Consider the following 23,936-nt stretch of genomic DNA (forward strand, 5'->3'; position numbering starts at 1 on the left):
CCCTCGTTTCAGTGAAAGATCGAGGCGAGCAGCCCGAGCGCCGCCTTCTTCCGGATCCCGTCTCCGCTCGTCGCGCCCACGCACATCGGGCACCCGGCCTGGCACGTGCACCGTGAAACGAGCTGCCGCGTCCGTGCCACGAGTTCGTGCGCCGACTCGTAGATCCGCTCCGCCAAGCCCACGCCGCCCGGCACGTTGTCGAAGAGGAAGATCGTCGGATCGAACCCGGCGTGCGGCCCGCCCGACGCTTGCGGCGGCTGGTTGGTCGACGCTTGGGGGCTCCGCCCGCCTACGCGGTCTACGCCCCCAAACCCCCCGTCGTCGCCGCCGTCGCCGAGCGTCTGCCCGAGGTCCCGCGGATCGCACATGAGCGCGAGCGTCGAGACCGTCTCCAGCGCGACCGCGATCCCGCGCATCCCCTCGATCGCGGCGGCGCGCCCGAGCCCGAGCTCCATGCACACCTCCTCCGGCACCGTCAGCCAGAAGCTCGTCGTGTGCATCTGCATGTCCGGCAGCCGCACGTCGCCGTAGCCCGTGTTCTCGTGCGTGTGGAACTTGATCTTCTTGTACCCGACGATCTTCTCCACGACGCTCACCTCGCCCCAGCCGGACATCGCCCGGCCGAGCGGCGCGCGCGCGCTCTCCTCGATGACGGCCACCTTTCGCTTCGTCATCGCTGTCGTGAAGTAGTCGGGCTCGACCTTCGTGACGAACGCCTTGTGGTTCTCGTAGTCGAGCTTCTCCACCTGGTACTGCTCGCCGTCGTGCTGGTAGATCGCCTGCTCGTGCAGCATCGTGTGCGTCGAGCGGAAATCGAGCTCGGCGAGGACCTTGCCCTGGGCGCGATCGATGATGACGAAGTTGTCCCAGCCCACGGTCCTTAGGCTCACGTGGTTCGCCGGGTACGCGTCCGTCGACCAGTGGAACCGATCCTCGGACTCGTGCACCACGCCGTGCCCGGCGAGGAACCGCAGCGCCGCCTCGGTGTTCTCGGGATCCATGCCGCGGTAGTCCTCGCCGCGCAGAAACGGCATCTCGAACGCCGCGCACTTGAGGTGCTGGATCAGGATCTCGGTGTTGTCCGGATCGATCCTCGCCTGCTCGATCTCGCCGCGCAGGAGGTACTCGGGGTTCGTCGCCAGGTACTGATCGAGCGCGTTCGAGTTCGCGACCATCACCGCGATGCTCGTCCCGCCGCGCCTCCCTGCGCGGCCGAAGCGCTGCCACGTCGCCGCGATGCTGCCCGGGTAGCCCGCGCAGACGACCGCATCGAGCTCGCCGATGTCGATCCCGAGCTCGAGCGCGTTCGTGGCCACGACGCAGAGGATCTCTCCTTCCCGAAGGCCGTGCTCCACGCGCCGCCGTGTCTCCGGCAGATAACCGCCGCGGTACGCCATGATCGCGTCGGGCCCGACCTCGTCGCCCACGCGATCACGCAGGTACTTCAGCATGATCTCCACGGAGTTCCGCGACTGGCCGAACACGATCGTCGGCACGCGCGCCCGGATGAGATCCACCGCGAGGCGCACCGACGCTTTCAGCGTGCTCGCGCGCACGCCGAGCTCCGCGTTCACGACGGGCGGGTTGTAGACGAAGAGCCGCCGCGCCCCCCGCGGCGCGCCCGACTCGCCGACCACGCGGATCCGATCCTCCGGCACCCCGAGCAGCCGCGACGCGTGCTCCCCCGGGTTCCCGATCGTCGCCGTCGCGCACAAGAAAATCGGATCCGACCCGTGGAACTGCGCCACGCGCCGCACGCGCGCGAGCACGTGCGCCACGTGGGATCCGAACACCCCGCGGTACGTGTGCAGCTCGTCGAGCACCACGTACTTGAGCCGCTGGAACGTCCGCGCCCAGTGCGCGTGATGCGGCAGGATCCCCGCGTGCAGCATGTCGGGATTCGTCATCACGATGGGGCTACGCTCGCGGGCCGCGCGCCGCGCATCACCGGGCGTGTCCCCGTCGTAGACGATGGCCGGGATGGTGAGCCCCGCGTCGCGGATGAGCTTCTGCACCCCGGCTTCCTGGTCCCGCGAGAGCGCCTTCGTCGGGTAGAGGTAGATCGCGCTCGCGTCGGGATCGGCCATGAGCGCCGAGAGCACGGGCAGGTGGAAGCACATGCTCTTGCCGCTCGCCGTCGGCGTCGCGACCACCACGTGCTTGCGCTCCCGCGCAGCCACGAGCGCCTCGGCCTGGTGCGCGTAGAGCCGCGTGATCCCGCGGGACGCGAGGGCGCGGCGCAACGCATCGGGCAGATCGGCGGGGATCTCGCGGTAGTCGCCCTCGGACGCGGGCAGGGCCCGATCGGCGGTCAGGCAAGGGCGCACGTACCCGGAGGCGAGCCAGCCTTCGATCACGGCATCAACGCCCACGGGCTGCTTCCACGGCGGCAGCGGCATGGCGCGCATACTAAACGGATGTACCGCGGTGCGCCACCACGCCCCGGGGAACAACGAGGCACGCTGGGCCGCTTTGCAGGTCCGTGGCCCATCGCGTACACATGGTCGACCCCATGACCGGACAAGACGCCGAGGAGAAGCGCGCGGAGGCGCCCCCGGACGACGCCTACCGCCCCTCCATGCTCTTTCTCGCCGTGATCACGGTCGTGTCCGCCGCGGCCGATCTGGCCTCGAAGGGCTGGGCGAAGGCCGCGTTGTCCGGAGCAGACAAGGGCCGCCCGAAGAGCATCGAGGTGATCAAGGATCACTTCGACTTCATCTACACGCTGAACCCGGGCGGGGCGTGGAGCTTCCTCCGCAGCTTGCCCGAGAACCTCCGGCGCCCGTTTTTCCTCTTCGTCTCCTCGGCCGCCATCGTCTTCATCGTCTCGGTCTACCGCCGCATCCACCGCGATCAGTGGGCGATGCGCTGGGGCCTGCCCCTCGCGCTCGGCGGCGCGGTCGGCAACCTCGTCGACCGCATCCGCTACGGCTCGGTCATCGACTTCATCGACTTCTACGTCATCCGGAACGGCCGCGAGATCCACTGGCCGACCTTCAACGTCGCCGACATCGCCATCGTCGCCGGCGTCCTGCTCATGGCCCTCGATACGTTCCTGTCGCGCAAGACGCGCGGCGGATTGGGCGAGCCCATGCCGCCCGCCGAGCCCTTGACCGCGAGCCCCGCGCCGCCTTCGCCTCTGCCTCCGCCAGGAGAGGCGTGAGGCAATTCGACACTGGACAGCCGACACGCCTCGGGGTACCGCCGAACACGCTACCGAAAGATCCGGCGCGCCTTTTCGGCGCACCAGCGCGAAGACCATGACGGAAGAGAAATCCGAGGAGCAAGAGGCCGCCCACACGGCTGCCGAGGGGTCGAACGAGCCGAGCGCGGAGGCCCCGGAGACCGGGGCGGGCGAGGCCCCGAAGGCCGCGCCGCCCTACCGCGCCTCGTACGTCTTCCTCGGCGTGGTCGCGATCGTCACGCTGGCGCTCGATCTCGGCAGCAAGTGGTGGGCGGTCCAGAACCTCGACAAGCCGTTCGCCCGCGTCGACCTCATCAAGGGCTACCTCTCGCTCGCGCTCGCGCACAACCGCGGCGGCGCCTGGGGCCTGCTCCAGGATCAAAGCGAGAACGTGCGCAGGCCGTTCTTCGTGCTCGTGTCGGTCGTGGCGATCGCCTTCATCGTCTCGCTCTACCGCAAGCTCGCCCCGAACCAGACGGCGCTCCGGTGGGGCCTGCCCCTCGTGCTCGGCGGCGCGCTCGGCAACCTCGTCGACCGCATCCGCTACGGGCACGTCATCGACTTCATCGACATGTACATCGGCAACGGCACCGGCCTCGACAAGCTGGTCGAGTCGATCTCGGGGCCGATGCGCGAGTACCACTGGCCGACGTACAACATCGCGGACATCGCGATCGTGGCCGGCGTGATCCTGATGGGCGTCGACATGTTCACGTCGCGCAAGAAGAGCGCGCCGCCGAAGAAGGCCGAAGAAGCCTCTTCCTGAAAAGGAGCCATGCGACCCGAGCTCTTCCGCGTCTTCTACCTCGACATCGGGTTCCCGGCCTATTTCGGCCTGCTCCTCACGGGCTTCCTCTTCGCCACGGCCCTCGGATCCATGTGGGCGCGGCGCATCGGGCAGGATCCCGACGTCATCGTCGATCTCGGGCTCGCATGTCTGCTCATGGGCGTCGTCGGCGGGCGCCTGCTCCACGTGATCGCAGACGGCTACTTCTGGGACTACGTGCACCTCTGCACCGACCCCACGAAGGTCGACTGGCCCTACAACGAGGCGCAGTGCGCGCAGCTCGTCCCGCGCGGCTCGGGGCTCAACCTCTTCGGCTGGTACCCCTTCGGCGAGGAAGAACGCGTGGCGCGCGGGGTCTGGGACGCGGCGCGCGGGGTCTGTCACCCGCCGGCGCGCGACTGCTTCGCGTGGGCGAAGTTCTGGCAAGGCGGGCTCGCGTATTACGGCGGGTTCATCGGCTCGTCGCTGATGGCAGTCTACCTGCTCAAGCGGGATCGCTTTCCCTTCTGGAAAGCCGCGGACATGGCCGGGTTCGCCGTGCCGCTCGGCCTCGGCTTCGGGCGCATGGGCTGTCTGCTCGCGGGCTGCTGCTTCGGCGTGCGCACAGACGGGCCGCTCGGGCTCGCGTTCCCCGCGAACAGCCCGGCGAGCGAGGCGCAGTGGAAGCTCCACGAGCTGCCCGGCCTGAACCACGTCTCGCACCCCGTGCACCCGACGCAGATCTACGAGTCGGCCGTCTCCTTCGCGATCGCAGCCTTCTGCCTGCTCTACGTCCACAGCAGGAAGCGCTACGACGGCCAAGTCTTCGTCTCGTTCCTCGCGCTCTACGCCGTCGGCCGGTTCGTGCTCGAATTCTTCCGCGCCGACGATCGCGGCGCCCTCCTCGGCCTCTCGACCTCGCAGCTCATCGGCCTCGCCATCTGCGGGCTCGCCTTCGCGCTCCACAAGCAGCGCACCCGCGCCTCCGCGGCCACGCCCCCAGCTCCCCCGACCGCAACCACCGCGACCGCGAGCTAGAACATCGATCGGTTTGACAACCGCTCGATGTTCTAGCTCTTTTGTCCCGAGGGGGACGCCTCGCGTCCCCCTCTCGCCCGGGCAAAGCCCGGTCGATTCACCCTTCTGTCCCGAGGGGGACGCCTCGCGTCCCCCTCTCGCCCGGGCAAAGCCCGGTCGATTCACCCCCCGAGGCGAGCTCGCTTCGCGATCTCGCAGAGCGCCGAACGGTTCGGCGCTCTCGTCATCCGCGCCGGATTCGAGCGCCCGCCCCGGGAAGCATTTTGCCGGACCCGGGAAGCGCATATCCTTGCGCCATGACGAATTCCTCTTCGCTTTCCCTCGTCGTGTTCACGAGCCTCGTGTGCATCGCGGCAGCGTGTGGGTCCGCGGAGACCGACCTCGGTCCGCGGCCTCCCTGCACAGGCCCCGGCTGCGTCAACCCAAGCGGCGGGATCAACCCGAGCGGCGGCGGAGGAGGGCAGGGCGGCGAGGGCGGAACACTCTCGAACGACGTCACCGGCAACGTAGGCGTGCTGAACGATCCGAGCTTCACGCAAATCGGCCCCTACGCCGGCGCCGCGACAATCTTCGCCACCTCGAACACGGGCACGCTCCTCGAAGCGCCCTACGGGGACATGGTCACAAGCTTCAGCCTGCCCTCCGTGATCAGCGGCACGCCCTGGATCTTCGTGCGCGACGAGACCCTCGGCGCCACGGGCATCTTCTCCACGCACTCGTCCGTGCGCGTGCCCTCCTCGGGCCCCGTGACCCTGCCCGTCGTCGATCGCAACATGCTCGCATCGATCGCGGGAACCTTGCCCGCGCCGATCGTCATCAACACGACGACACGCGCGCACCTCATCATCAAGGTTTCACGCAACAACCAGCCGCTCTCCGGCGTCACGCTCACAACGCAGCTTCCCGGCGCAGAGGTCGTCTACGACACGGGCGTGGGGATCTATTCGAACTCGACGAACCTCACCGGCCCGGCCGGCGTGATCCTCGTCTTCGACGTCGATGCGCCCCAGACAGCCGAGCAACGCACGTTCACGCTGACAGACGCGAACCAGCAAGGCTTCATGATCCAGCTTCCGATCCAAGCAGGCGCGGCAACCGTCGCAGGGTTCACGCTGTAGCCGCGTTCTTGACGGGATCGGAGCCATCCCCGAAAGTACGCGCCCCAAATGAAAGCGACGAAGGGCAAAGCACGGCCAGCAGAGGACGTCACCCCCGAGGAGGCGCCCGCAAAACCGGCCGAGGAGACGCCCGAGGAGAGCGCAACCGCCGCTCCGCCCGGAGAAGCCGCCGCCGACATCGCACCCGTGGTCAGCGGCAACCTGAAGCGCCTACGCACCGAGCGTGGTCTCTCCCTGGAAAAGCTCGCACGCGCCTCCGGCGTGAGCCGCGCCATGCTGGGGCAAATCGAGCTCGGCCAAAGCACACCCACGATCAGCGTGCTCTGGAAGATCGCACGCGCCCTCGACGTGCCCTTCTCCGCGCTCATCAACCCCGAATCCGGCCCCGGCGCGATGGTTCTGCCCGCCGCACGCGCCCGCGTACTACGCAGCATCGACGGGTCCTTCCAATCCCGCGCCCTCTTCCCGATGGACCGGCCACGCAGCGTCGAGTTCTACGAGCTGCGTCTCGCCCCCCACGCCGAAGAACACGCCGACCCACACCCACCAGGGACCGTCGAAAACCTCGTGGTCAACGCAGGCCGCTGCGAAATGACGATCGGCACCGAAAAACGGATGCTCGCGACAGGCGACGCCATCGTCTTCGAAGCCGACGTGCCACACGTCTACCGAAACCCCGACGCAACCGACACGATCATGTACCTCGTCATGACGTACGCGCAGAGGCTCTAGCAGGCAGCGTGACGCCGCCCGCCCGGGGTTTCACCCCGGACCCCGACCAGGGGTTGTCCACCCCTGGACCCGGACCAGGCACGGCCTGGACCGAGGGTTGAAAAACTGCGCTCCGCGCAGTTTTTCAAACAGGCCGACGAAGAAGCCGGGGTGCCAGCAGCACCCGCAGCGCGGCTGTCTTGATCGGCAACGCCGCTGCTGGTCTTGACCGGGCCTGTTCGATGAACTGCGCATCGCGCAGTTCATCGAGCTTGGGTCCAGCCCCTGGCTGGTCCGGGGTGGAGGGGGCGGACAGCCCCCTCCTGGGGCCTGGGGCAAAGCCCCAGCGCCGCGCCCTCAGCCAGCCGCCATGCGGGCCCATGCTGCGCGTGCTGTGTTCTGCAACAGGCATGCGATGGTCATGGGGCCGACGCCGCCGGGGACGGGGGTGATGAAGGAGGCGCGGGTGCGGGCGCTGTTGGTGTCGACGTCGCCGCAGAGTTTGCCGGATTCGTCGCGGTTCATGCCCACGTCGATCACGACGGCGCCTTCTTTGATCCAGTCGCCTTTCACCATGCGCGCGCGGCCTACGGCGACGACCAGCACGTCGGCTTCGCGACAGACGGCCGGGAGATCCTTCGTGCGTGAGTGCGCCATCGTCACGGTTGCGTTGGCTCCGAGCAGCAGCATCGACATGGGTTTGCCCACGATGTTGCTTCGACCGACGACGACGGCGCGTACTCCTTCGAGCGAGCGACCTGTCTCTGCGATCAGCCGCATGCATCCGGTGGGCGTGCAGGGCACGAGCGAGGCTTTGCCTGTGGCCAGCCGACCTGCGTTGATCGGGTGGAAGCCGTCCACGTCCTTGGCCGGCGAGACGGCTTCGATGACCAGATCCTCGCGGATGTGCTTTGGCAGCGGGAGTTGTACGAGGATCCCGTCGACCGTCTCGTCTGCGTTCAGCGTGGCGATTCGGTCGAGCAGCTCGGCTTCGCTCGTCTCGGCGGGCAGCCGGTGGAGCCGGCCTCGCATGCCGACCTCGTTTGAGGCTTTTTCCTTGTTGCGCGTGTAGACCACGCTTGCCGCGTCCTCGCCGACGAGGATCACGTCGAGGCCGGGCGGACGACCGTGCTTTGCGACGAACCGCGCGACGTCTTCGCGCACCTCGTCGCGCACCTTTTGCGCCAGGGCTTTCCCGTCGAGGAGGGGGTTCGGGGGCGTGACACCGCTTGCCGGAGCACCGCCCCCGAGCGACGACTGAGATCCACTCATGCGGCGGAGTTTAGGCGGAAATCTGCGCTAGGCCACGTGGGCGCGCCGCGGATCGGCGCCGCCTGCACGGTCGATCCAGGCCACGAGCTGTGCGGCGCGGACCAGCCCCGCTTGTGAAACGATCACCTCGCCTCCGCGGAGCACCACGAAATGCGGGATCCCGCGGACGCCGAAGCGGCTGGCCAGCTCTGGGTGCTCGTCGGTGTTCACCTTGAGCACGATGGCTTTTCCGGCGCGCTGGGATGCGGCGCGGGCGACCTCGGGCGTTGCCATGCGGCAGGGGCCGCACCAGGGCGCCCAGAAATCCACGAGCACCGGCACCTTCGCGGTCCGGACGATGTCCCCGAACTCCCGGGCGTCGACCTCCAGCGCCTCTGCGAGCGGCGGCAGTGGTGCTTTGCAGGCGCCGCAACGACCGGTGTCGCTCAGGTGATCAGGAGGAATGCGGTTTTTGGTCTGGCAAGACGGGCAAGTGCGGATCACGGGTACCTCGACGTCGAGCGGACGGGCGCGCACCGACAGCACGCTCGCAACCCGACGCCATGCGAACGCCGTGCCGACGCCTGGAACGGTCTCCTCACCCCCGGCCCTTCTCCCTGCGGGAGAGACGAGGGATCAGCAGTACTCCGCGATGATCTCCCAGCAGGCGCTGGCGAACTCGCTGTAGAGCGAACGATCCAGCTCGCGCGGCGGCTCGTGCATCACGCCCTTGTTCTCGGCGAACAGCGAAAACAGCGCGCCTTCGATCTCGTTGGCCGTCTCGACCCACAAGAACTCTTCGATCGCGTGGCAGATTTGATCACGGATCAGCGTCGGCACCTCGCGGAGCTGCACCTTGCCTTGCAGGCGGCGCGCGACCATCGAGGCGATCCGCTCGGCGTGCTCGGGCCAGCCGCGCAGCGCCTTGTGGAACGTCGAGCCGACGAGGCGCAAAATCTGCTGCGCCAGGCGCCGCACGCGCGGCCTTTGCACCCGCTCCTCGTGCTCGGCGACCATCGACAGGTAGTCGTCCGTCAGAAGCCGCTTCAGGTCCTCGGAGAGCATGCTCTGCGACTCTTGCGTCAGCTTCAGCTCCACGATCTGCGCGAGGAACACGTCGCGCAGCACGCTCAGGCGCGAGATGAGCGTGCCTTCGGGCGTCGTGTCGAGGATGAGGGCGAGGGGATCGATGAGGTGCCGGCCGAACGTCGTGAGGACGTGGTCGAGGATCCGCTTCTGGTGTTGCTCGCGGGCGAGGACCGAGAGCGCGCGCGTCAGGATCTGGCGGTTCGGCGCGTCGACGAGCACGTCGCCGGCGGCGGAGCCGTAGTCGTACATGCGCAGCGACGTGAGCATCTCGCGGAAGGCCTCGATGTTCTCGGCCGTCCCGCCCTCCTCGCCGTAGACGCGGATGACGAGGCCCGATCCGGCCTGGGCGAGGAACAGGCGTTGGATCTCCTGCTCCACGTCCTGCTCGCTGATCAGGCCCGGAGGCGGGGGCGTAGACGGCTCGGGCATGGGGTTCCTTTCCTTCACGAACGCTGAACCTGTGTAGCGCGGTCGGGCGCGACGCGGAACGAAAAGCGCGTCAGGACGGTACGACGAGCCGCTGCGCGAATTCCCGCGTGCTCGTGGGCAATCGCTTGTCCCCGGCCACGCGTCGGATGTCGGCCTGCACCTCGCGTAGCTCCGAGGGCCGGAGCCACGCGAGCGCCAGGAGGGTCGTGTAGTTCATGTTTTTCGCGAGCACGGCGCGGACGACGCCGAACGCGGGGAAGGCGAGGGAGGCCTCGAACTCCGGCAACCCCAGCGCGCGTCCAGCTTCGTCGAGTTTGTCATCGAACCTATCGCGTTTCCACTCCAGCACTTCGTGGAAAACATGCGCATCTTCCGCGCTGTACGGAGTGATCGTGTCGCCCTCGGCGCTCGCGAGCACGAACGTCCCGTCGGCGTCGGTCCCCACGCGCGCGCCCGAGTCGAGCGTCACGAACGGGAGGAAGACGCTCCCCGCGATCGACTCGCCCTTGCCTTCGGCCGCGATCGCGCGGACGTGCAGGCGGAACGTTTCGTCCATCGCTCGATTCTCTCATGAAAACGGCCCGCGCACAGAGCCCGTGGTAACCTCGGTGCGCACGTTTCCGTCCGCGGCGATCGACACGGGAGAGTACCGGGAATGGGCAACGCGTTCGGGTGGGGCCTCGCAGCGCTCCTCGTCACCGCAGCCGCATGCACGACGGACGGAGACGACGTCGGGAGCGGCGGCGGTGACGGAAGCGGAAGCGGAAGCGGGAGCGGGAGCGGAAGCGGCGGCGCGGCGCCCGATTGTGCCGACGGCCTCGCCAACGGCGACGAGACCGGCGTCGATTGCGGCGGCCCGACCTGCGGCCCACTCGGCTTCAAGTGCCCCAAGGGCGCAAGCTGCCTGAGCTACGACGATTGCTTGACGGGGAACTGCTGCGGCGCGAGCGGCGCCCAGCTCGGCACCTGCATCGCCGCAGACGAGACGTGCATGATCCGCTGAAAGCTCAGGACAGATCGAGGATCCGGTAGTGGTGCCGGTAATCGAAGAGCGGCGAGACCGCGTGAACCGAGAGCCGCAAGAGGTCAGCGACCCGCGGCTCATGCGAGATGAAGAGGACGAAATCCTGGTGCACCTCGGCAAAGAGCTCGAACAAGCTCGACCGCTGCTGCACAGCGAGCGAAGGCGGCTTCTTCCGGTGCTTGCCAGGATCGGCGCGGAAGCGCTTCGAAAAAAAAGGACGATCGTCGCTCTTCACGCAGCGCAAGATCCGCTCGAGATCCTGCGGCCCAACACGATCCGGCACGAGGCCGCAGAGCGTGATGCCAGGCGCCATCCGCGCCTCATCGAGGTCGTCGAGCTCGCTCGAAACACACGTCTCGGCCACGAGCCCCGCAGCCTTCATCCGCTCCATCTCGGCGAGCAGATCCGACTTGTACATCGCCGGAGACAAGTGCCCCGCCGACGCGGGGACATACCCAAAAATCAAACCCCCACGCATGGACCCACGGATCAGGTCCTCCATCCGGTACGCCATGCCCCCCTCCGACGTGACGTGCTGACGGAGCAAATCTGTACTCGCAGCGCGCCGCGTCGCAACCCAGGCAAGCGCGTCGAACGGGGGGCGAGGGGAGCGGTCGACCAGGGCGATTTGCGGCAAAAAGCGCGGAGCGTCGCGGACGAGACCCATGGGGCATGGCCGTTGCTGTGACCTCCGGGCGCGCGCGTTCACCGTGCGAACGTGATGCACTGCCACAGAGGAGGTTCCCTGTGCCCCATCAAGTCGGCGAGCGACTTCGCTGCGAGGATTGCGGAGCGGAGATCGTGTACACGAAAGCCTGTTCCTGCTCGGAGCGCGATCCGAAGACCCACGCGGACATCTGCTGCGGCAAGGAGATGCGCAACCTCGGTGTCGAGGGGGCGACCGAGCAGCAGCCCCGGAAAGCTTCGGGGTTCTGACGCGCTCCTTCGCCGCGCGCGCGCGCCAGGCGAGCCGGTCACGAAGAGGTGGGCCGGTGCGAGGCTGAGCTTCGCGGATGGCCGCCGACAATCGAGTTCTGCAGGCGGAGCGTGGGCGCGGGTCGCCGACGATCCCGTTTTGCGGTGGTGGGGCAGGGGCGCGGGCCGCCGACGATCCCGTTTTGCGGTGGTGGGGCAGGGGCGCGGGCCGCCGACAATCGAGTTCTGCAGGCGGAGCGTGGGCGCGGGCCGCCGACGATCCCGTTTTGCGGTGGTGGGGCAGGGGCGCGGGCCGCCGACGATCCCGTTTTGCAGCGGCGGAAGGGGGGCGCGAGCGGCCCCCGGGCGTGTGTTGCGGCGGGAGGCAGGGCGGCGGCGGGGAGCGGGGCGGGTTTGCGGGGCGGGATACCGGGGGTCGACGACGTCCCCCCGTGTTTCCGCGCGATCCGACCCCAGGGGCCGATCGAGCGGCGTCAACGGGCCATGCGGCAGGTTCCCGCCACGCAGCGCACCGGCGGTGGTGCGGCGCATCGGCAGACGGAGCGCCCGCGATGGCATTGCGCCCGGGTCCAGCGGGAGGCAATGGCATCGAGCTCCTCCTGGTGGACCCTCATGTTCGCAGCGAAGGAGCAACCGCCCAGGCCCACGCCACAATGCCCCTGAAGCACCTGGCAACGGTCCGCTTCCTCTTCACATGCCGTCGTGCGCGGGCTCGTGATTTTCTCCTCGTATTCGCGCTCGATGGCATCACAGACCTGCCGGTCCACCAGGGTCGTTTCCGGGGCGGAGGTGTGCCCATCCCCGGACTCCTCCGGCGCTCCGACACAGGAAAGCAAAAGAGCACAGGGCAACAAATGGGCGATGGCTTTCATGGCTGCTCTCTTCCTCTCGGCCCGCTTACGTCAGCGCGCCGGACGCTTCAGCGCTCATTGCGATTCGACCTCGTAGGGAAGTGTTTCGGCGTGGCTCGAGGTGCCTGACAGCAGAATGGCAAACCATAGGAGCCCCAACGGTTGTTTCATGGTGTACGACCTTCTGGTTGCGCGTATTTTCCGATTCTACTCCCGGATCACGCCGGTCTCCGTGTCGAGGATGTGCGTCGAGGCGCCTCCGTTCTCGCAATGGATGGGAATTTCCGTCGGTAAGGGGATCGTCGCCGCGCACAGCCCCTCGAGGACGCCCGTCAACGGGCTCCCGCAAGAGTCTTCACTGTCGTAGAACGTCTGCCCCGCGACCGTCGCCGTGCAACTCCTGTGGAAGGGCGCCATGCCGCACATCATCATGGCTTTCCAATCACTCGCCCGATATTCCGCAGCGCGGCGGCAGACAGCCGAGTCGGCGGCGGAAGCCCCGGAGCTCAGCAACAAGACGGAGAACCCAATACCTCTCCACATACCCCCCTCCGCATTCTCCGAGCGACCGCGTCTTCGCAAGAAGAATGCCGCTCGACGTGTACAGGGGGGAGACGATCCACGTCCACCTCGCCCGCTTTTGGGTGGAAGCGGGGGCGCCAGACGGTCTATCGGGATCTGTGCCGTTTCGACGAAGAGGCGCTCGCCGAGCTCGGCGCGCTCATGGGGATGATCTCGCGTACAGCGTCCAGGTGTACGTGACGAACGAATGGGCGGAGGCGCCGGAAGACGTGGCGCGCCGCTAGAACAAGCGTGCAGGGATCTTACGACCCGTCGAGTTGCTTGTGGGGGAAAGGGGGAGGTGGGGCCTGCAATCGTGCCGCTCGGCTTTGAATGCCTCCCCGAGCGTGGCCTATTCTACACGTCGGGGGCCAACCCTCCAGCAAACGGTCAGGCGTCACCCCTCACGAGAAATGCAGGCTCAGAGTTCACACTCGTCTTCGAACGCGTCGGTCTGCACCACGACCGAGAGGTTGTAACCGTAATGGGCCTCCTTCGGCCCATGGACGCGCAGATATAGGTCTTGATCCAGCGGCCCGTTGTACGTGTCGAGGAAGATACGACCGATGTTGCTCTGCGCCGAGGCCAGGAGCTGCAAGGTGCCGGCGCTGTAGACGTCGATCTGGATCGTGTTATGGGGCCCCGCGGGCGGATCGTAGCCCACCGTATAGGTCTCGCCTCCCTCCTCGGACACCTCCATCATCGCGCAATGCGATGCGCCGGCGGCCTGCGCGCGGATCGAGAGCCAGCCCGGCGTGTAGGGCAAATCCGACGTCGATACGAAGTACCAGTCCTGGTCTTTCTTGCAAATCGATGCAGACACGATCGTATAGGCGCTGCCGATGTCCTCCGACCACGAGTACTCCGGGTCCGCCGGCTCGAAGTAGATCCCATTGTAGGCCAGTTCCGTGGCCCTCGATCGCTTGTTGTTCTTCTCGTACGGATCGGCCTGGTTGCAGACGCCAACCCCTCCCGCCGCGAGCGGCTCGCTCCCCACGTCCTCGATGTCCTCCGGCGTCGACGAGACCGAGCAAGCCGCAGCACTCGCAGCGATGAAGACGCTCAAGCACGATAGCGCAAATTTATTCTGCAATTGCATCTGCTTCTTCCTTCAGGTCCCCCATCCTCGGAGGACCCGGAAGCATCGTAACGGAAGTTTCTCCGCCCGAGAACACACGACGCGACCATATCCTGCTCTCGGCTGCGTGGCCTTGCGTGAGTTGCTGCACCGTCTTGCCCTTGTGGTCAGGTCGAAGACGCAGCTACCATCGCATGCCATGCATACCCGCCGCGGCCCCTGCGCGCTCGCCCTGCTCCTCGTGACCGCGCTCCCCGCGTGCCGCAGTGAAAACCCACCTCCACCCGCGGCGTCGACCACGCCGGCCCCGGACGACGGCACAGTCCTCGACGCGCACGTCCACCTGACCGATATGGAGGTCGTTCCCACACTTCTCGGTCTGCTCGATCGAAAAGGTGTCAAACGCGCCGTGATTCTCGCGACGCCGGATGCGACCGCCGGGCGCGGCGGCAAGGGGCTCGCGGGATATCAACACGGCAACGAGGTGGTGCTCGCGGCAGCCGCGGCGCATCCAACGAGGTTCATCCCGTTCGTGACGCTCGATCTCGCAAGCGATCGGCCCGAAACCCTCGATGCCCTGCTCGCCCGCGGCGCGTGCGGCGTCAAGCTTTACGACGGGCATCACGCGTTCCACGAGCGACCTCTCGACGATCCCGCGCACCGATCGCTCTTCGCGCGTATGGAAGAGCGCGGCGTCCCCGTCCTCGTGCACGTCAATACGGTGCGCTTCCGCGGCGAGCTCGAGGGGATCCTGCGCGCCTTCCCGAAGTTACGCGCCGTATGCCCGCACCTCTGCGGGAGCCGAACGGATCTCGACCGATTCGAGTCCATTCGCGACGCATTCCCGTCGCTGCTCTTCGATACGAGCCACGGCTCCAGCGACGCCGCCGCGCAGGGTTTTACCTATCTCGAAAAGGAGCACGACCGGCTCCGCGGGATCATCGAAAAGACGCCGGAGCGTTTTCTTTTCGGTAGCGACCTCGTGACGGTGCGCGCGGGGCCCACCTGGCGAGACGAATGGGACATGCAGGTGAGCGCAAACCTCGGCCTCCTGCGCGACGAGAGCTTCACCTTCTGGCGGCAAAACCCCCTGGGTGGCCTGTCACCGGCGCCTTATCGAGGACAGGCATTGCCAGCGGCATTGCTGCAAAAACTCCTCGGCGGCAATGCACGACGGTGGCTCGGGAGCTGCGTGCGCTGAAAGGCTCACCCTCGCCACGACGCGACGAACTCTGCCACGTTTCCTCGCTCGTGGACGAGTACAACCAGCACCTCGGTCCAGGAGGGGCACCTCATGCCAGACCACGGGGCCTTTACGACCTGAGCATGGGTGTCATCGCGCAGGCGCTTCGCTGGGGCTTTGCCCCAGACCCCACCGGGGCTATCCGCCCCTGGACCCGGACCAGCGCAAGCGCTGGACGCGGGGTCGATGAACTGCGCGATGCGCAGTTCATCGAACAGCCAGGGTCAAGACCAGGGACGGGCGTGCCGATCGACACGGTAGCGCTGCAGGTTCAACAGGCAGCGTGCGCGTCGCCTGCTTGAAATTCACCTCCAGGGTCTTGCCACCGGCCCGGTGGAAGAACTGCGCACCGCGCAGTTCTTCCACAAAAGGTCCAGCGCTTGCGCTGGTTCGGGCCTTTGGGCGAACAGCCCCCGCGGGGCCCGGGGCGGCGCCCCGGCACGACGGCCTGCGAGGAGACCCATGCTCAGCTTTACGACACCCCGATGACGTGCGGCGCTGCGTTCTGGCGCAATGTGGCGCGCTTTGGGGGCGGCATACGAGATTTTTCCTGAGTCAAACGGCATTTGGGTCTCCGTGGACCCTGGCATATGGATTGCTGAAGTGAGCTGCGGAGGTTCCGCTCATGGCTCATCTGCTTTGCGTCGCTCGTCTCGTGCTGGTCCTCGTCCCCGTCCTTTCGCTCGGAGCCATGGGATGCGTGACGGAGGTCACCTCCGGCGTCGGGGAAGGCGGCGGCGGGGAAGGCGGCGGCGGGGAAGGCGGCGGCGGGGAAGGCGGCGGCGGGGAAGGCGGCGGCGGGGGCGAATCCCAGGTCTGCGCGGCGTACACGGGCGCCGGCTGCACGCCTGGCGAGGCAGACATATTCTGTAATAAGTGCCAGATCGTCGAAGGGTGTGAGACGATCTGGGTGGAGCCGTCGCCCTCGTTCGAGTGCCCCAGCACGCCGCTCGTGCTCTCCTTCGACGGGGAAGCCGTTGAATTCGCCGTCGACGCGACCTGCACGTTCGACCTGAATGGCGCCGCGAGCCAGGTCACGGATTGGCCCACGTCGCGCACGCCGTGGCTCGCCTTCGATCGGGACGCGAGCGGCGCCATCGAGAATGGCTCCGAGCTCTTCGGCTCGATGTCCCCGCTCTCCAGCGGCCGCACCGCGCCCAATGGCTTCATCGCGCTGCGCGAGCACGACGAGAACCATGACGGGCGTATCGACGCGAACGACCCGATCTTCTCGCGCCTGCTCGTCTGGGCCGATCGCGACGCGGATCGACGCACCGCGCCGGCCGAGCTCCGAGGCGCGGGCGCTGTCGAGCTCGAGTCGATCAGCCTCGATTACGTGTCCGTACCTCGCTGCGACGCGCGCGGCAATTGCGAGGTCGAGCGCGCCCCGTTCGTCTATCGCGACGCCGCGGGCGCTCTGCGCACCGGGACGGTGATCGACGTCCACTTGCCGTCGCAGCGCTGATCCTGCTCGTTTGAGCGCACATCCGCGGCACGGGCGCACGACGGTACGCTCGCCGTCCCCGAGCGGGCTCCCCTGCATGCCCGTCCCCCTCGCGCTTGCGCTTGCGCTGCCGCTTCCGCTCCCGCTTCCGCTTCCGCTTGCGCTTGCGCTGCCGCTCCCGCTTCCGCGCACGTGGAGTTGGCGTTGCGCCCCTTCCAAGCCGACCTCCGCGCGCGGCCCTCGCGGGACGCCTGTGGGCGCCAGGAAGCTCGACTCGAACAGGCGGTAGAGAAGGTATGGGCCGGGGCGGTCGAGGGGCTGCGGAAGCGGGTGAAGGGCATGAGGTGAGCGCGATCGTTTGCCTGGGATGGTGACATCGGGTGTTGTTCGCGGTACGTTCCCCCCATGTCGCTCCCCACAGCCTTGCTCGTCTCTCGCTACCGCTCGTTTGCGGTGGACGCGACACTCCCACTGCGCCCCCTCACGCTTCTGTACGGCCGCAACAACGCGGGCAAGAGCGCGCTCACCCGCGCCTTTTCGCTCCTTGGCACGGCGGGGCTGGAGGAGGGCATCCGGGAGGCTCAGAATGCGCTGCGGGTTCCGTCGGCCATGCTTCGGGGCGGTAAGTTCCAGGAACTTGCCTGGCAGGGCGACGCAGGCGATTATTCGTTCGACATCGGGCTTCAGTGGGGTGACGGCGAACTGCGCAAAGCACATTACAAGCTCAATGGCATGTCCGAGCGCGCGCCGTACGTGATGGAGCTTCGACTTCTTGGTGAGAAGGACCGCGTGCTCTGGGAGGGCAGGGCTCCGCCGAACAAGCCAATGAGACCCTTGTCCGGACAGGGCGTCGACGAAGTGCGCTTCGCTGGTCTTTTGCCTAGGAATACGGAGCTGCCCGTGTTGAAAGAGCTGTCGGCACGAATGGAGTCGCTCCGCGGCCGGGTGCAATGGCTTGATGGCGTGAGAAAGCGACCCGACCGCGAGGTCGACCGGACAGGGACAGTACCGTCGACGCTCGACTCCGACGGATCGAACGCCGCGAGCTTCATCGTCGAGAATCGACAGGTGGCACAACATATCGCTCGATTCTACGCTACCTTAAATCCGCCCCGGGAGCTCTACGTCGAGCCCGTGCTCGATACGAAGTACAACATTCACTTGAACCCCAAGAACGGCGCGTCTTTCCGGATCAACCTTGTGGACACGGGAGAGGGTATGGTCCAGGTCCTCCCCGTGCTCGTGGCCGCTGCATTGGCGGCCACGGCGACCGCGGACGAAGCGCCGTGGTTGCTCGCGATCGAGGAGCCGGAGAGCCACCTGCATCCGGACGCGCAATCCATCCTGGCGCGTCACCTTTGCGAGATAGCCTCGATCGCATCGCCGCCGACGATGGTTTTGGAAACCCATAGCCGTGTTTTTCTCCTCGGGGTGCAACTCGCAGTCGCCGAGGGCCGATTGCCTGCGGAGAAGGTCGCGTTGGCGTGGGTGGATCAAGACGAAGCCGGCCGAAGCATCGTGACACCCGTGGAGCTCTCGTCCTCCGGGCATCCGCGCGCGGGGTGGCCCGCCGCGGCGCTGAACGAAGACTTGCGCGTCGCCAGCGAGCTCGCGCGGCTCGACCTAAAGCGCGAGGATACCTGATGCAGATCACGCTCGACGGGTCGCTCTTCGACCGGCCGTCGGACGAAGAAGCCCTACACCTCGCGGAGCTGCTCCTCGTGGCGGCGCGTGATGAGACCCCGCATATCGTCGTCCGCACCGATCCCATCTACGAACAGGCGAACGAGCGAGGAGCGCTGCATGCCTGGCTCGAGAGCCGGCCCGCGCACGAAAACCGCGCGTTCCGGAGCGTGCTGGCCCGCAGCCTCTTGAACGCCAGAGGCCCGCGCAACGAAGCCGCGACCGACAGGCAAACGCCGCCGCGCTTCGGCCTTCCGGGACGTTTATCCGTTCGCGCGGAGCGGGGGGTGACGAGCGATTGGCGGGCGCGGCGAGTTACGCTGGCCGACGCGGTGGACTTATTGCGCGAGCCAGTCCATCTGATGCTCGAGAACGAGCGGACGGATCGGACCTTTGTTCTCTTTCTGGCGGATGCGACGAACCGCGACATGCTCCGCAAGCTCATCGACGTTCCAGGTAGGATCCATTCCCACGGAGGTGGATCCGGGGAAATGAAGCGCTGGCTCGAGGGTCTGCTCGGGGGTGAGCCGACTTCCGCGCAATGGCGCCGAATGCTGCGCACCTGGGTGCTTTTCGATCGGGATACGGGCGATGAAGACGGCCTCGCGCCGTCGAGGAGCGCCGTACAGATCATGGAGGTTTGTCAGGAGGTCGTTGCCAAGTTGGGACCGGGCCTGACATGGATCTGCTTGGGCCGACGCGAGATCGAGTCCTACGTACCCGATCAAGCCCTCCTGGACGAGAGCACGGACCCGCAGAAGCCGTTCGCCCATCGTGTGACGGCCTGGCGTGCCCAGGACGATAGGAAGGCGTGGGCGTGGTCCGTGGATCTGAAGAACGGGCTCATGGGCGATCGGCATCCGAAGTGGAAGGAAGGACTGAGCACAGAGGAAGCCAAAGAGTTCGAGAAAAACGACCCACCGCTCGTCGCACGGATGCTCAAGGAGCCATTTCGCACGCTCACAGACGACGAGATCCGTGACATGAAGCGCGGCTTCGGAAAGAAGAAGCTGGCGGAAGCGCTCTTCGCGGTGTGTGAGAAAGGCTGGAGTTCCGACATCTCGACCGAGTACGACCGCGGCCCTGCCGACCAGGTGCCAAGGCAAGCGCTCGTTCAATCTCTCTTCGATCGGGTATGACCATGGAACGCAAGATGTTCGATACGCCGGTGCTCCCCCGGCTGGAAACGATACTGGCCGAGGTAAAATCCGGCGATATCGTCGTCCCCGAGTTCCAGCGCGAGTTCGTGTGGGATGACGACCGGCGCCTGAAGCTCCTCGACAGTATCGCAGCGGGCATGCCAATCGGCAGCCTGCTCGTCTGGCGCACCACGAATCGGGATCTCAAGGTGTATCAGGAGATCGGTGGCATCGAGCTTGGAGGCGCTCGAAAAAGCGGCGAGAAGGTGAGCTACTTGATTGATGGGCACCAGCGGGTATCAACCTTGTTCGGCGCGCTTCATATTGGCGAACGATCAAGTGATGAGAGCGGCGGCATTCGCTGGCCCATATATTTCGAGCTAGGTTCAAAAGAGCGACCGGCGTTCCGCGTCCAGCCCAGCCGCGGAAACGTGCCGCTACAGTGGCTGCCGCTCCATATCATCTTCGATGGCGAGAAACTCTTCGAGTTCACGACGCGCCTACGCAAGAAGGGAAAGATGACCGAGGCGAAGGAGGCCGAGCGGCTCGCGAACCTCTTTCGCGACTATATCATCCCCGTCGTGCCGCTCGTTACGGAGGACCTCGGCGTCGTGACGGACGCATTCGTGCGTATCAACAGCCAGGGCAAGGGCATGAGCGAGGCGCACATGCTGCGGGCCTTAGCCTACCTCACGATCGATATGGACGCAGCCTTCGACGATGTTCGCGAGAAGCTGGCGCCGTATGGCTGGGGATCGGTGGATTCGCAGGTGCTCGTGAACGTCCTCAAGGCGCAGCTCGACCTGGACATTTACTCATCCCACGTGGAGAAGGTATTCAGCGAACTGAAAAGGGACCGTGGGCCGCTGAATCGACTCGGCGATGCGATGGTGGAGGCTGCGGAGCTACTCGAAAATATCGGTGTTCGTGGCCCTGGCGCATTGCCGTATACGTATCAGCTCGTCACGCTGGCGACGATCGCTGCATGGAATCCGGGCGTTCTACGCGACAACGAGAACTGGAAGACGCTTTGGCACTGGTTCTGGGTGACCACATACACCGAAATCTTCGCCGGCACCACGGGGAGCCGAATCCGAGAGATCATCCGGGCGCTTTCCGCTGTGCTCAAAGCGCGGGAGTCGTTCTATTGGCAGGATCTCGGCCCCGTCAAGCGCCTCAACCAGATCCGGCTGACGACAGGCCGCACGCGCGCGTTCCTCCTGTTCTCGACGACGCTTCCGCGTGAAAAGAAGAAGCAGTCTCACTTGCAGGAGGTCCTGGGTGCTGCCGACACGCGGACGGTTCATCCGCTTGTGCCACGTGAAGACGGAACATCCCCCGGCAACCGCGTGATCGCAAGCGCCACGGAGCTTCGGCTGCTGCGCAATGCCATCAAGAAGGGTGCGATCAACGAAGAGATGGCCGATGCATTCTGCATTCCGAGCGCGGCTCTGAAGCACCTGCGCAAGGGGGACGTGTCCCGGTTCATCGAGGAGCGCGGCGCCTGGTTGCTCAAGAACGAGAGAGTCTTCATCGAGGAGATGCTGGGTCTCACGATGAGCGAAGCCGAGTAGGAGAGCGCTTGCCTCCTCGGCGCCATCCGCGCTCCTGATGCGGTCGCTTGGCCCCCTGATACAAATCTATCGGAATTGTCGATTCGTGAGCTCAGACGCCCCTCGCTCGAGGGCGGGAGCATCCTCGACGACGCACGTCATCCCTGCCCGCACGCTCCGCCGACGCTACGGCGTGAGGCACACGCGGGGCGGGCCGACGGTGCAGCCGGCCCACGTGGCGGGGCTGCACGGGACGCCGGTCATCTGGATTTATCGGCGGAAGGGGCGGTAACGGAGCCCCGGTTTCGCAGCCGCTCCCGCTCCCGCTCCCGCTCCCGCTCCCGCTCCCGCTCCCGCTCCCGCCCCCGCTCCCGCCCCCGCCCCCGCCTCCGCCCCCGACGCACCAAACTTGTACCCGCTCGCCCGCCTACCGTACGCTTTCATCCCATGGCTGCCCCCACCATCGACTCCGAGACCGCCCTCTTCGTCCAGGCCGAAGAACTCTTCCGCAACGAAGCCCGCCTCCTCGTCCACCCCCTCACGTCCTCCCTCGCGGGCGACTTCACGGCTCTCTTCGAGGGCACCTGGGTCCCTCTCCAGGCCCAGGAAATCCAGCTCCTCCGGGCGCTCATCCACGCCGAGGCTCGCGTCTGGTATGCGGACATGCGGCTCGACGCATTCGTGGATCGCTTCCACCCTGCGCTCCTCCTCGCTGTCAACAAGGACACCTCGGATGCGCGGTATACGGCCATCTTCTCCAAGCGCCCTCACGAGCTGAAGCGCCCTGTCCTCGGCGGCCAGCTCACCAGTATGCTCAAGTGGCCGGAGATCCTCTCCGGCGCGGCCTATCAAGGGTTCCCCGACGTCGTCGCCTTGCTCCCGGAGCTCCATGCGCGCCTCGCCGTGGCCACCGACGCGCAGACTGCGCGCAACACGGCTCTCGAAAACCTCAAGAATTTCCGCACCGTCGGCGAGCGCATGACCTTCACCGACGCGTTCAATGCCCTCCGCAAGGCATCCCTCGGCAAGCTCCTCGAAATGCCGCACAAGCTCACCGCCGAGGCCCTCCCGAGCGATTTTGCGGATTGGTTCTTTCCCCCGCGCCGCCGCGGCGGTGAGGAGGCGACGGCCAAGGAGCTCGGCGAGCGCATCGAGGCCCTGGAGATCGAGCTCGCCGACGTGAAGCAGCGACATCAGGCAGCCCTCGACAAGGAGCAGGCCGAGGCTGCCCGCAAGCAGTCGAGGGAAGAGAAGCGCGCCGAGCTCGAGGCTGCGCGCCGGGAAGCTGCGGAGAGGGCGAAGCGTGTGAAGGAACTCGAGGCCGAGCTCGACAAGGGGTGAAACGAACGACGCCCGTAAGCGCGCCCCTGTCAGCCGCGCGGCGCGCTCACGAGAGATCCACGAGCGCGCGGATCTCCCCCTTCGGCTTCGGCCGTCGCGTGTTCCCCGGCCGTGGCGCGCGGCGCGTCGTGACGTCCATCGGCAGCCCGTTCTTCGGCGCGCCGGAGATCCCTTTGAGCTGCAAGGAGATCTCGGTGTTCGGCCTGAGCGCGAACCGGAATCGTTGCAGCGCCATCGGCAGGATGAGACGCATGGCCAGGTTGGCGAAGGCGTGCCCGATGCACATCCGCGGCCCCGCGCCGAAGGGCAGGTACTCGAAGGGCGTCGGCGTGATGCGGCTCCAGCGCTCCGGCAAGAAGCGCGTGGGCTCGGGGAAGACGTCGCCCATTCGGTGCGTCACGAGCGGGCTCAGGAGGATCCGGGAGCCCTTCGGGAGCGTGTATTTCCCGAGCGTGGCCTGCTCCCCGACGAGACGGAACGAGCAGATCGGCGTCGCGGGGAGGATCCGCGCGGATTCCTTGATGACTGCGTCGAGCAGCGGCATCGATGCGGCTTGCTCGGCTGTTGGCGCTTCGCCGTGCAGCATGGCGTCGACCTCGTCTTCGAGGTCGTAGAGGATCTCGGGGTGCAACGCGAGCAGCAGCAGCGTCCAGGAGAGCGACTGCGCCGTCGTCTCGTAGGCTGCGATGTAGACGAGGATGCTCTGCGCGACGAGCTCCACGTCGCTGAGCCTTGAACCATCCTCGTCGTGTGCGTGGATCAGCGCCGAGAACATGTCCCGCCCGTCGTGCGTCGCGCGCCGCTCCTCGATGAGCGCGAGGAGCCTCTCTTCCAGGCGGTTCGCGTCTCGCAGGAGCTTCCTGTACGGCGTGCCGGGCACGTCGTAGGGCAGGATCAGGTTGGCGGGGGAGAGGAACCCTTCGAGCAGCGCGATCGAGAGCGGGCCGAGGGGATCTCCGCCGGCGGACACGTCGACGCCGAAGAGACAGCGCATGATGACGCCGAGCATGAGATCGAGCATCACGCGCGAGGCGTCCACGACGCCGCCTGGCACGACGCGGCGGAGCGACGCTTCGGTGACGTCGACGATATCGTCTCGATAGGCCAGGATCCGCGCTCGCTGGAACGCGGGCATCAGCATCCGCCGCAGGCGGCGGTGATCCTGACCGTTCTTGCTCATCATGTTCTCCCGCAACATGCGCCCGAGTGCGCTGTCCTCGGGAAGGGGGAACGGCGGCTCGCCGTGGGAGAGGAACGTGCTGTCGTCGCCGAGGACGGCGCGGTTGTGCTCGGCGCCGAACGCGCAGACCATCGCGGGGCTGCCTCCCGTGATCGCTGCGATGTCGCCGTGGCGCTGATGGAGCGCGAGCAGCGACGTCACGGGCTTGCTGAAGAACCGGAACGAATTGCCACTCTCGCCGAGGACCGGAAGCGCGCGCGGACCGGGGATGGGGACGCGAGGGAGCTTGGGACTGCCAGGCATTTCCGCCTTGTATC

Annotated in this window: 22 protein-coding genes; 13 read left to right on the plus strand and 9 right to left on the minus strand. The window is 66.8% G+C overall.

Annotation, left to right across the window (positions count from 1 at the left end; genetic code table 11):
- Positions 1-8 precede the first annotated feature (8 nt).
- Complete coding sequence (locus QHF89_RS30305) at positions 9-2,399, minus strand: DEAD/DEAH box helicase (RefSeq protein ID WP_136970909.1); 2,391 nt, start codon at positions 2,397-2,399, stop codon at positions 9-11.
- Positions 2,400-2,512: 113 nt separating this feature from the next.
- Here QHF89_RS30305 and lspA (QHF89_RS30310) point away from each other — a divergent pair, with 113 nt between their 5' ends.
- From lspA (QHF89_RS30310) to QHF89_RS30330, 5 genes are all read left to right on the plus strand, one after another.
- Complete coding sequence (gene lspA, locus QHF89_RS30310; protein ID WP_136970836.1) at positions 2,513-3,163, plus strand: signal peptidase II; 651 nt, start codon at positions 2,513-2,515, stop codon at positions 3,161-3,163.
- Between the two features lie 97 nt (positions 3,164-3,260).
- Positions 3,261-3,950 carry a signal peptidase II gene (gene lspA / locus QHF89_RS30315; protein ID WP_136929759.1) on the plus strand — a complete coding sequence of 230 codons (690 nt, stop codon included), beginning with the start codon at positions 3,261-3,263 and terminating at the stop codon, positions 3,948-3,950.
- 9 nt (positions 3,951-3,959) lie between these two features.
- The gene (locus QHF89_RS30320) at positions 3,960-4,988 is read left to right on the plus strand and encodes a prolipoprotein diacylglyceryl transferase (RefSeq protein ID WP_136970835.1); all 1,029 of its coding nucleotides are present in this window, start codon (positions 3,960-3,962) and stop codon (positions 4,986-4,988) included.
- Between the two features lie 296 nt (positions 4,989-5,284).
- Entirely contained in the window at positions 5,285-6,106 is an 822-nt protein-coding gene (locus QHF89_RS30325) for a hypothetical protein (protein WP_136972704.1), read from the plus strand.
- Between the two features lie 48 nt (positions 6,107-6,154).
- Positions 6,155-6,838: a helix-turn-helix domain-containing protein gene (locus tag QHF89_RS30330; RefSeq protein ID WP_136972703.1), complete on the plus strand. Its 684-nt coding sequence runs from the start codon at positions 6,155-6,157 to the stop codon at positions 6,836-6,838.
- A 336-nt stretch (positions 6,839-7,174) separates the two neighbouring features.
- On the opposite strand, the gene folD is transcribed toward QHF89_RS30330, so the two are convergent.
- The 4 genes from folD to QHF89_RS30350 all read right to left on the minus strand — a co-directional run bounded on the left by folD (position 7,175) and on the right by QHF89_RS30350 (position 10,142).
- Positions 7,175-8,089, minus strand: coding sequence for a bifunctional methylenetetrahydrofolate dehydrogenase/methenyltetrahydrofolate cyclohydrolase FolD (gene folD, locus QHF89_RS30335; RefSeq protein WP_136972702.1), 915 nt, complete (start codon positions 8,087-8,089; stop codon positions 7,175-7,177).
- Positions 8,090-8,116: 27 nt separating this feature from the next.
- Entirely contained in the window at positions 8,117-8,605 is a 489-nt protein-coding gene (locus QHF89_RS30340; RefSeq protein WP_136929754.1) for a thioredoxin domain-containing protein, read from the minus strand.
- A gap of 99 nt (positions 8,606-8,704) precedes the next feature.
- Positions 8,705-9,586, minus strand: coding sequence for a hypothetical protein (locus QHF89_RS30345; protein WP_136972701.1), 882 nt, complete (start codon positions 9,584-9,586; stop codon positions 8,705-8,707).
- Between the two features lie 70 nt (positions 9,587-9,656).
- The gene (locus tag QHF89_RS30350) at positions 9,657-10,142 is read right to left on the minus strand and encodes a hypothetical protein (RefSeq protein ID WP_136972700.1); all 486 of its coding nucleotides are present in this window, start codon (positions 10,140-10,142) and stop codon (positions 9,657-9,659) included.
- A 99-nt stretch (positions 10,143-10,241) separates the two neighbouring features.
- Between QHF89_RS30350 and QHF89_RS30355 the strand changes: the two genes are divergently transcribed.
- Entirely contained in the window at positions 10,242-10,589 is a 348-nt protein-coding gene (locus QHF89_RS30355; protein ID WP_136972699.1) for a hypothetical protein, read from the plus strand.
- A gap of 4 nt (positions 10,590-10,593) precedes the next feature.
- Here QHF89_RS30355 and QHF89_RS30360 read toward each other — a convergent pair whose 3' ends face one another.
- A complete protein-coding gene (locus tag QHF89_RS30360; RefSeq protein WP_136972698.1) occupies positions 10,594-11,124 on the minus strand; it encodes a hypothetical protein in 531 nt (176 codons plus the stop codon).
- A gap of 233 nt (positions 11,125-11,357) precedes the next feature.
- Here QHF89_RS30360 and QHF89_RS30365 point away from each other — a divergent pair, with 233 nt between their 5' ends.
- Positions 11,358-11,546: a hypothetical protein gene (locus QHF89_RS30365; RefSeq protein ID WP_136929750.1), complete on the plus strand. Its 189-nt coding sequence runs from the start codon at positions 11,358-11,360 to the stop codon at positions 11,544-11,546.
- A gap of 1,058 nt (positions 11,547-12,604) precedes the next feature.
- Here the strand turns inward: QHF89_RS30365 and QHF89_RS30370 are convergent.
- Together QHF89_RS30370 and QHF89_RS30375 are read right to left on the minus strand one after the other, a co-directional pair.
- Positions 12,605-12,814 carry a hypothetical protein gene (locus QHF89_RS30370; RefSeq protein WP_136972697.1) on the minus strand — a complete coding sequence of 70 codons (210 nt, stop codon included), beginning with the start codon at positions 12,812-12,814 and terminating at the stop codon, positions 12,605-12,607.
- A gap of 565 nt (positions 12,815-13,379) precedes the next feature.
- Positions 13,380-14,057 (minus strand): hypothetical protein, encoded by a 678-nt coding sequence (locus QHF89_RS30375; protein WP_284721116.1) that lies wholly within the window; start codon positions 14,055-14,057, stop codon positions 13,380-13,382.
- 178 nt (positions 14,058-14,235) lie between these two features.
- Here QHF89_RS30375 and QHF89_RS30380 point away from each other — a divergent pair, with 178 nt between their 5' ends.
- From QHF89_RS30380 to QHF89_RS30405, 6 genes are all read left to right on the plus strand, one after another.
- Complete coding sequence (locus QHF89_RS30380; RefSeq protein ID WP_284721117.1) at positions 14,236-15,237, plus strand: amidohydrolase family protein; 1,002 nt, start codon at positions 14,236-14,238, stop codon at positions 15,235-15,237.
- Between the two features lie 667 nt (positions 15,238-15,904).
- On the plus strand, positions 15,905-16,744 hold the full coding sequence (locus QHF89_RS30385; RefSeq protein ID WP_284721118.1) for a calcium-binding protein: 840 nt from the start codon (positions 15,905-15,907) through the stop codon (positions 16,742-16,744).
- 384 nt (positions 16,745-17,128) lie between these two features.
- The gene (locus QHF89_RS30390) at positions 17,129-18,367 is read left to right on the plus strand and encodes an AAA family ATPase (protein ID WP_136972693.1); all 1,239 of its coding nucleotides are present in this window, start codon (positions 17,129-17,131) and stop codon (positions 18,365-18,367) included.
- Entirely contained in the window at positions 18,367-19,545 is a 1,179-nt protein-coding gene (locus tag QHF89_RS30395) for a hypothetical protein (protein ID WP_136972692.1), read from the plus strand. Before QHF89_RS30390 ends, QHF89_RS30395 begins: the two co-directional genes overlap by 1 nt.
- A gap of 2 nt (positions 19,546-19,547) precedes the next feature.
- On the plus strand, positions 19,548-21,119 hold the full coding sequence (locus tag QHF89_RS30400) for a DUF262 domain-containing protein (protein ID WP_284721119.1): 1,572 nt from the start codon (positions 19,548-19,550) through the stop codon (positions 21,117-21,119).
- Positions 21,120-21,545: 426 nt separating this feature from the next.
- The gene (locus QHF89_RS30405; RefSeq protein ID WP_136972690.1) at positions 21,546-22,439 is read left to right on the plus strand and encodes a hypothetical protein; all 894 of its coding nucleotides are present in this window, start codon (positions 21,546-21,548) and stop codon (positions 22,437-22,439) included.
- A 46-nt stretch (positions 22,440-22,485) separates the two neighbouring features.
- Here the strand turns inward: QHF89_RS30405 and QHF89_RS30410 are convergent, their stop codons facing one another.
- Positions 22,486-23,922, minus strand: coding sequence for a cytochrome P450 (locus tag QHF89_RS30410; protein ID WP_136972689.1), 1,437 nt, complete (start codon positions 23,920-23,922; stop codon positions 22,486-22,488).
- Positions 23,923-23,936: the final 14 nt, after the last annotated feature.

The organism is Polyangium sorediatum (genome assembly GCF_029946465.1).
Classification (GTDB): Bacteria; Myxococcota_A; Polyangia; order Polyangiales; family Polyangiaceae; genus Polyangium; species Polyangium fumosum.

Bases quoted from the DNA above. Each gene is read 5' to 3' on its own strand.
- QHF89_RS30305 (WP_136970909.1), bottom strand. From the start codon at position 2,399: ATGCCGCTGCCGCCGTGGAAGCAGCCCGTGGGCGTTGATGCCGTGATC.
- lspA (WP_136970836.1), top strand. From the start codon at position 2,513: ATGACCGGACAAGACGCCGAGGAGAAGCGCGCGGAGGCGCCCCCGGAC.
- lspA (WP_136929759.1), top strand. From the start codon at position 3,261: ATGACGGAAGAGAAATCCGAGGAGCAAGAGGCCGCCCACACGGCTGCC.
- QHF89_RS30320 (WP_136970835.1), top strand. From the start codon at position 3,960: ATGCGACCCGAGCTCTTCCGCGTCTTCTACCTCGACATCGGGTTCCCG.
- QHF89_RS30325 (WP_136972704.1), top strand. From the start codon at position 5,285: ATGACGAATTCCTCTTCGCTTTCCCTCGTCGTGTTCACGAGCCTCGTG.
- QHF89_RS30330 (WP_136972703.1), top strand. From the start codon at position 6,155: ATGAAAGCGACGAAGGGCAAAGCACGGCCAGCAGAGGACGTCACCCCC.
- folD (WP_136972702.1), bottom strand. From the start codon at position 8,089: ATGAGTGGATCTCAGTCGTCGCTCGGGGGCGGTGCTCCGGCAAGCGGT.
- QHF89_RS30345 (WP_136972701.1), bottom strand. From the start codon at position 9,586: ATGCCCGAGCCGTCTACGCCCCCGCCTCCGGGCCTGATCAGCGAGCAG.
- QHF89_RS30350 (WP_136972700.1), bottom strand. From the start codon at position 10,142: ATGGACGAAACGTTCCGCCTGCACGTCCGCGCGATCGCGGCCGAAGGC.
- QHF89_RS30355 (WP_136972699.1), top strand. From the start codon at position 10,242: ATGGGCAACGCGTTCGGGTGGGGCCTCGCAGCGCTCCTCGTCACCGCA.
- QHF89_RS30360 (WP_136972698.1), bottom strand. From the start codon at position 11,124: ATGGCGTACCGGATGGAGGACCTGATCCGTGGGTCCATGCGTGGGGGT.
- QHF89_RS30370 (WP_136972697.1), bottom strand. From the start codon at position 12,814: ATGGCGCCCTTCCACAGGAGTTGCACGGCGACGGTCGCGGGGCAGACG.
- QHF89_RS30375 (WP_284721116.1), bottom strand. From the start codon at position 14,057: ATGCAATTGCAGAATAAATTTGCGCTATCGTGCTTGAGCGTCTTCATC.
- QHF89_RS30380 (WP_284721117.1), top strand. From the start codon at position 14,236: ATGCATACCCGCCGCGGCCCCTGCGCGCTCGCCCTGCTCCTCGTGACC.
- QHF89_RS30385 (WP_284721118.1), top strand. From the start codon at position 15,905: ATGGCTCATCTGCTTTGCGTCGCTCGTCTCGTGCTGGTCCTCGTCCCC.
- QHF89_RS30390 (WP_136972693.1), top strand. From the start codon at position 17,129: ATGTCGCTCCCCACAGCCTTGCTCGTCTCTCGCTACCGCTCGTTTGCG.
- QHF89_RS30395 (WP_136972692.1), top strand. From the start codon at position 18,367: ATGCAGATCACGCTCGACGGGTCGCTCTTCGACCGGCCGTCGGACGAA.
- QHF89_RS30400 (WP_284721119.1), top strand. From the start codon at position 19,548: ATGGAACGCAAGATGTTCGATACGCCGGTGCTCCCCCGGCTGGAAACG.
- QHF89_RS30405 (WP_136972690.1), top strand. From the start codon at position 21,546: ATGGCTGCCCCCACCATCGACTCCGAGACCGCCCTCTTCGTCCAGGCC.
- QHF89_RS30410 (WP_136972689.1), bottom strand. From the start codon at position 23,922: ATGCCTGGCAGTCCCAAGCTCCCTCGCGTCCCCATCCCCGGTCCGCGC.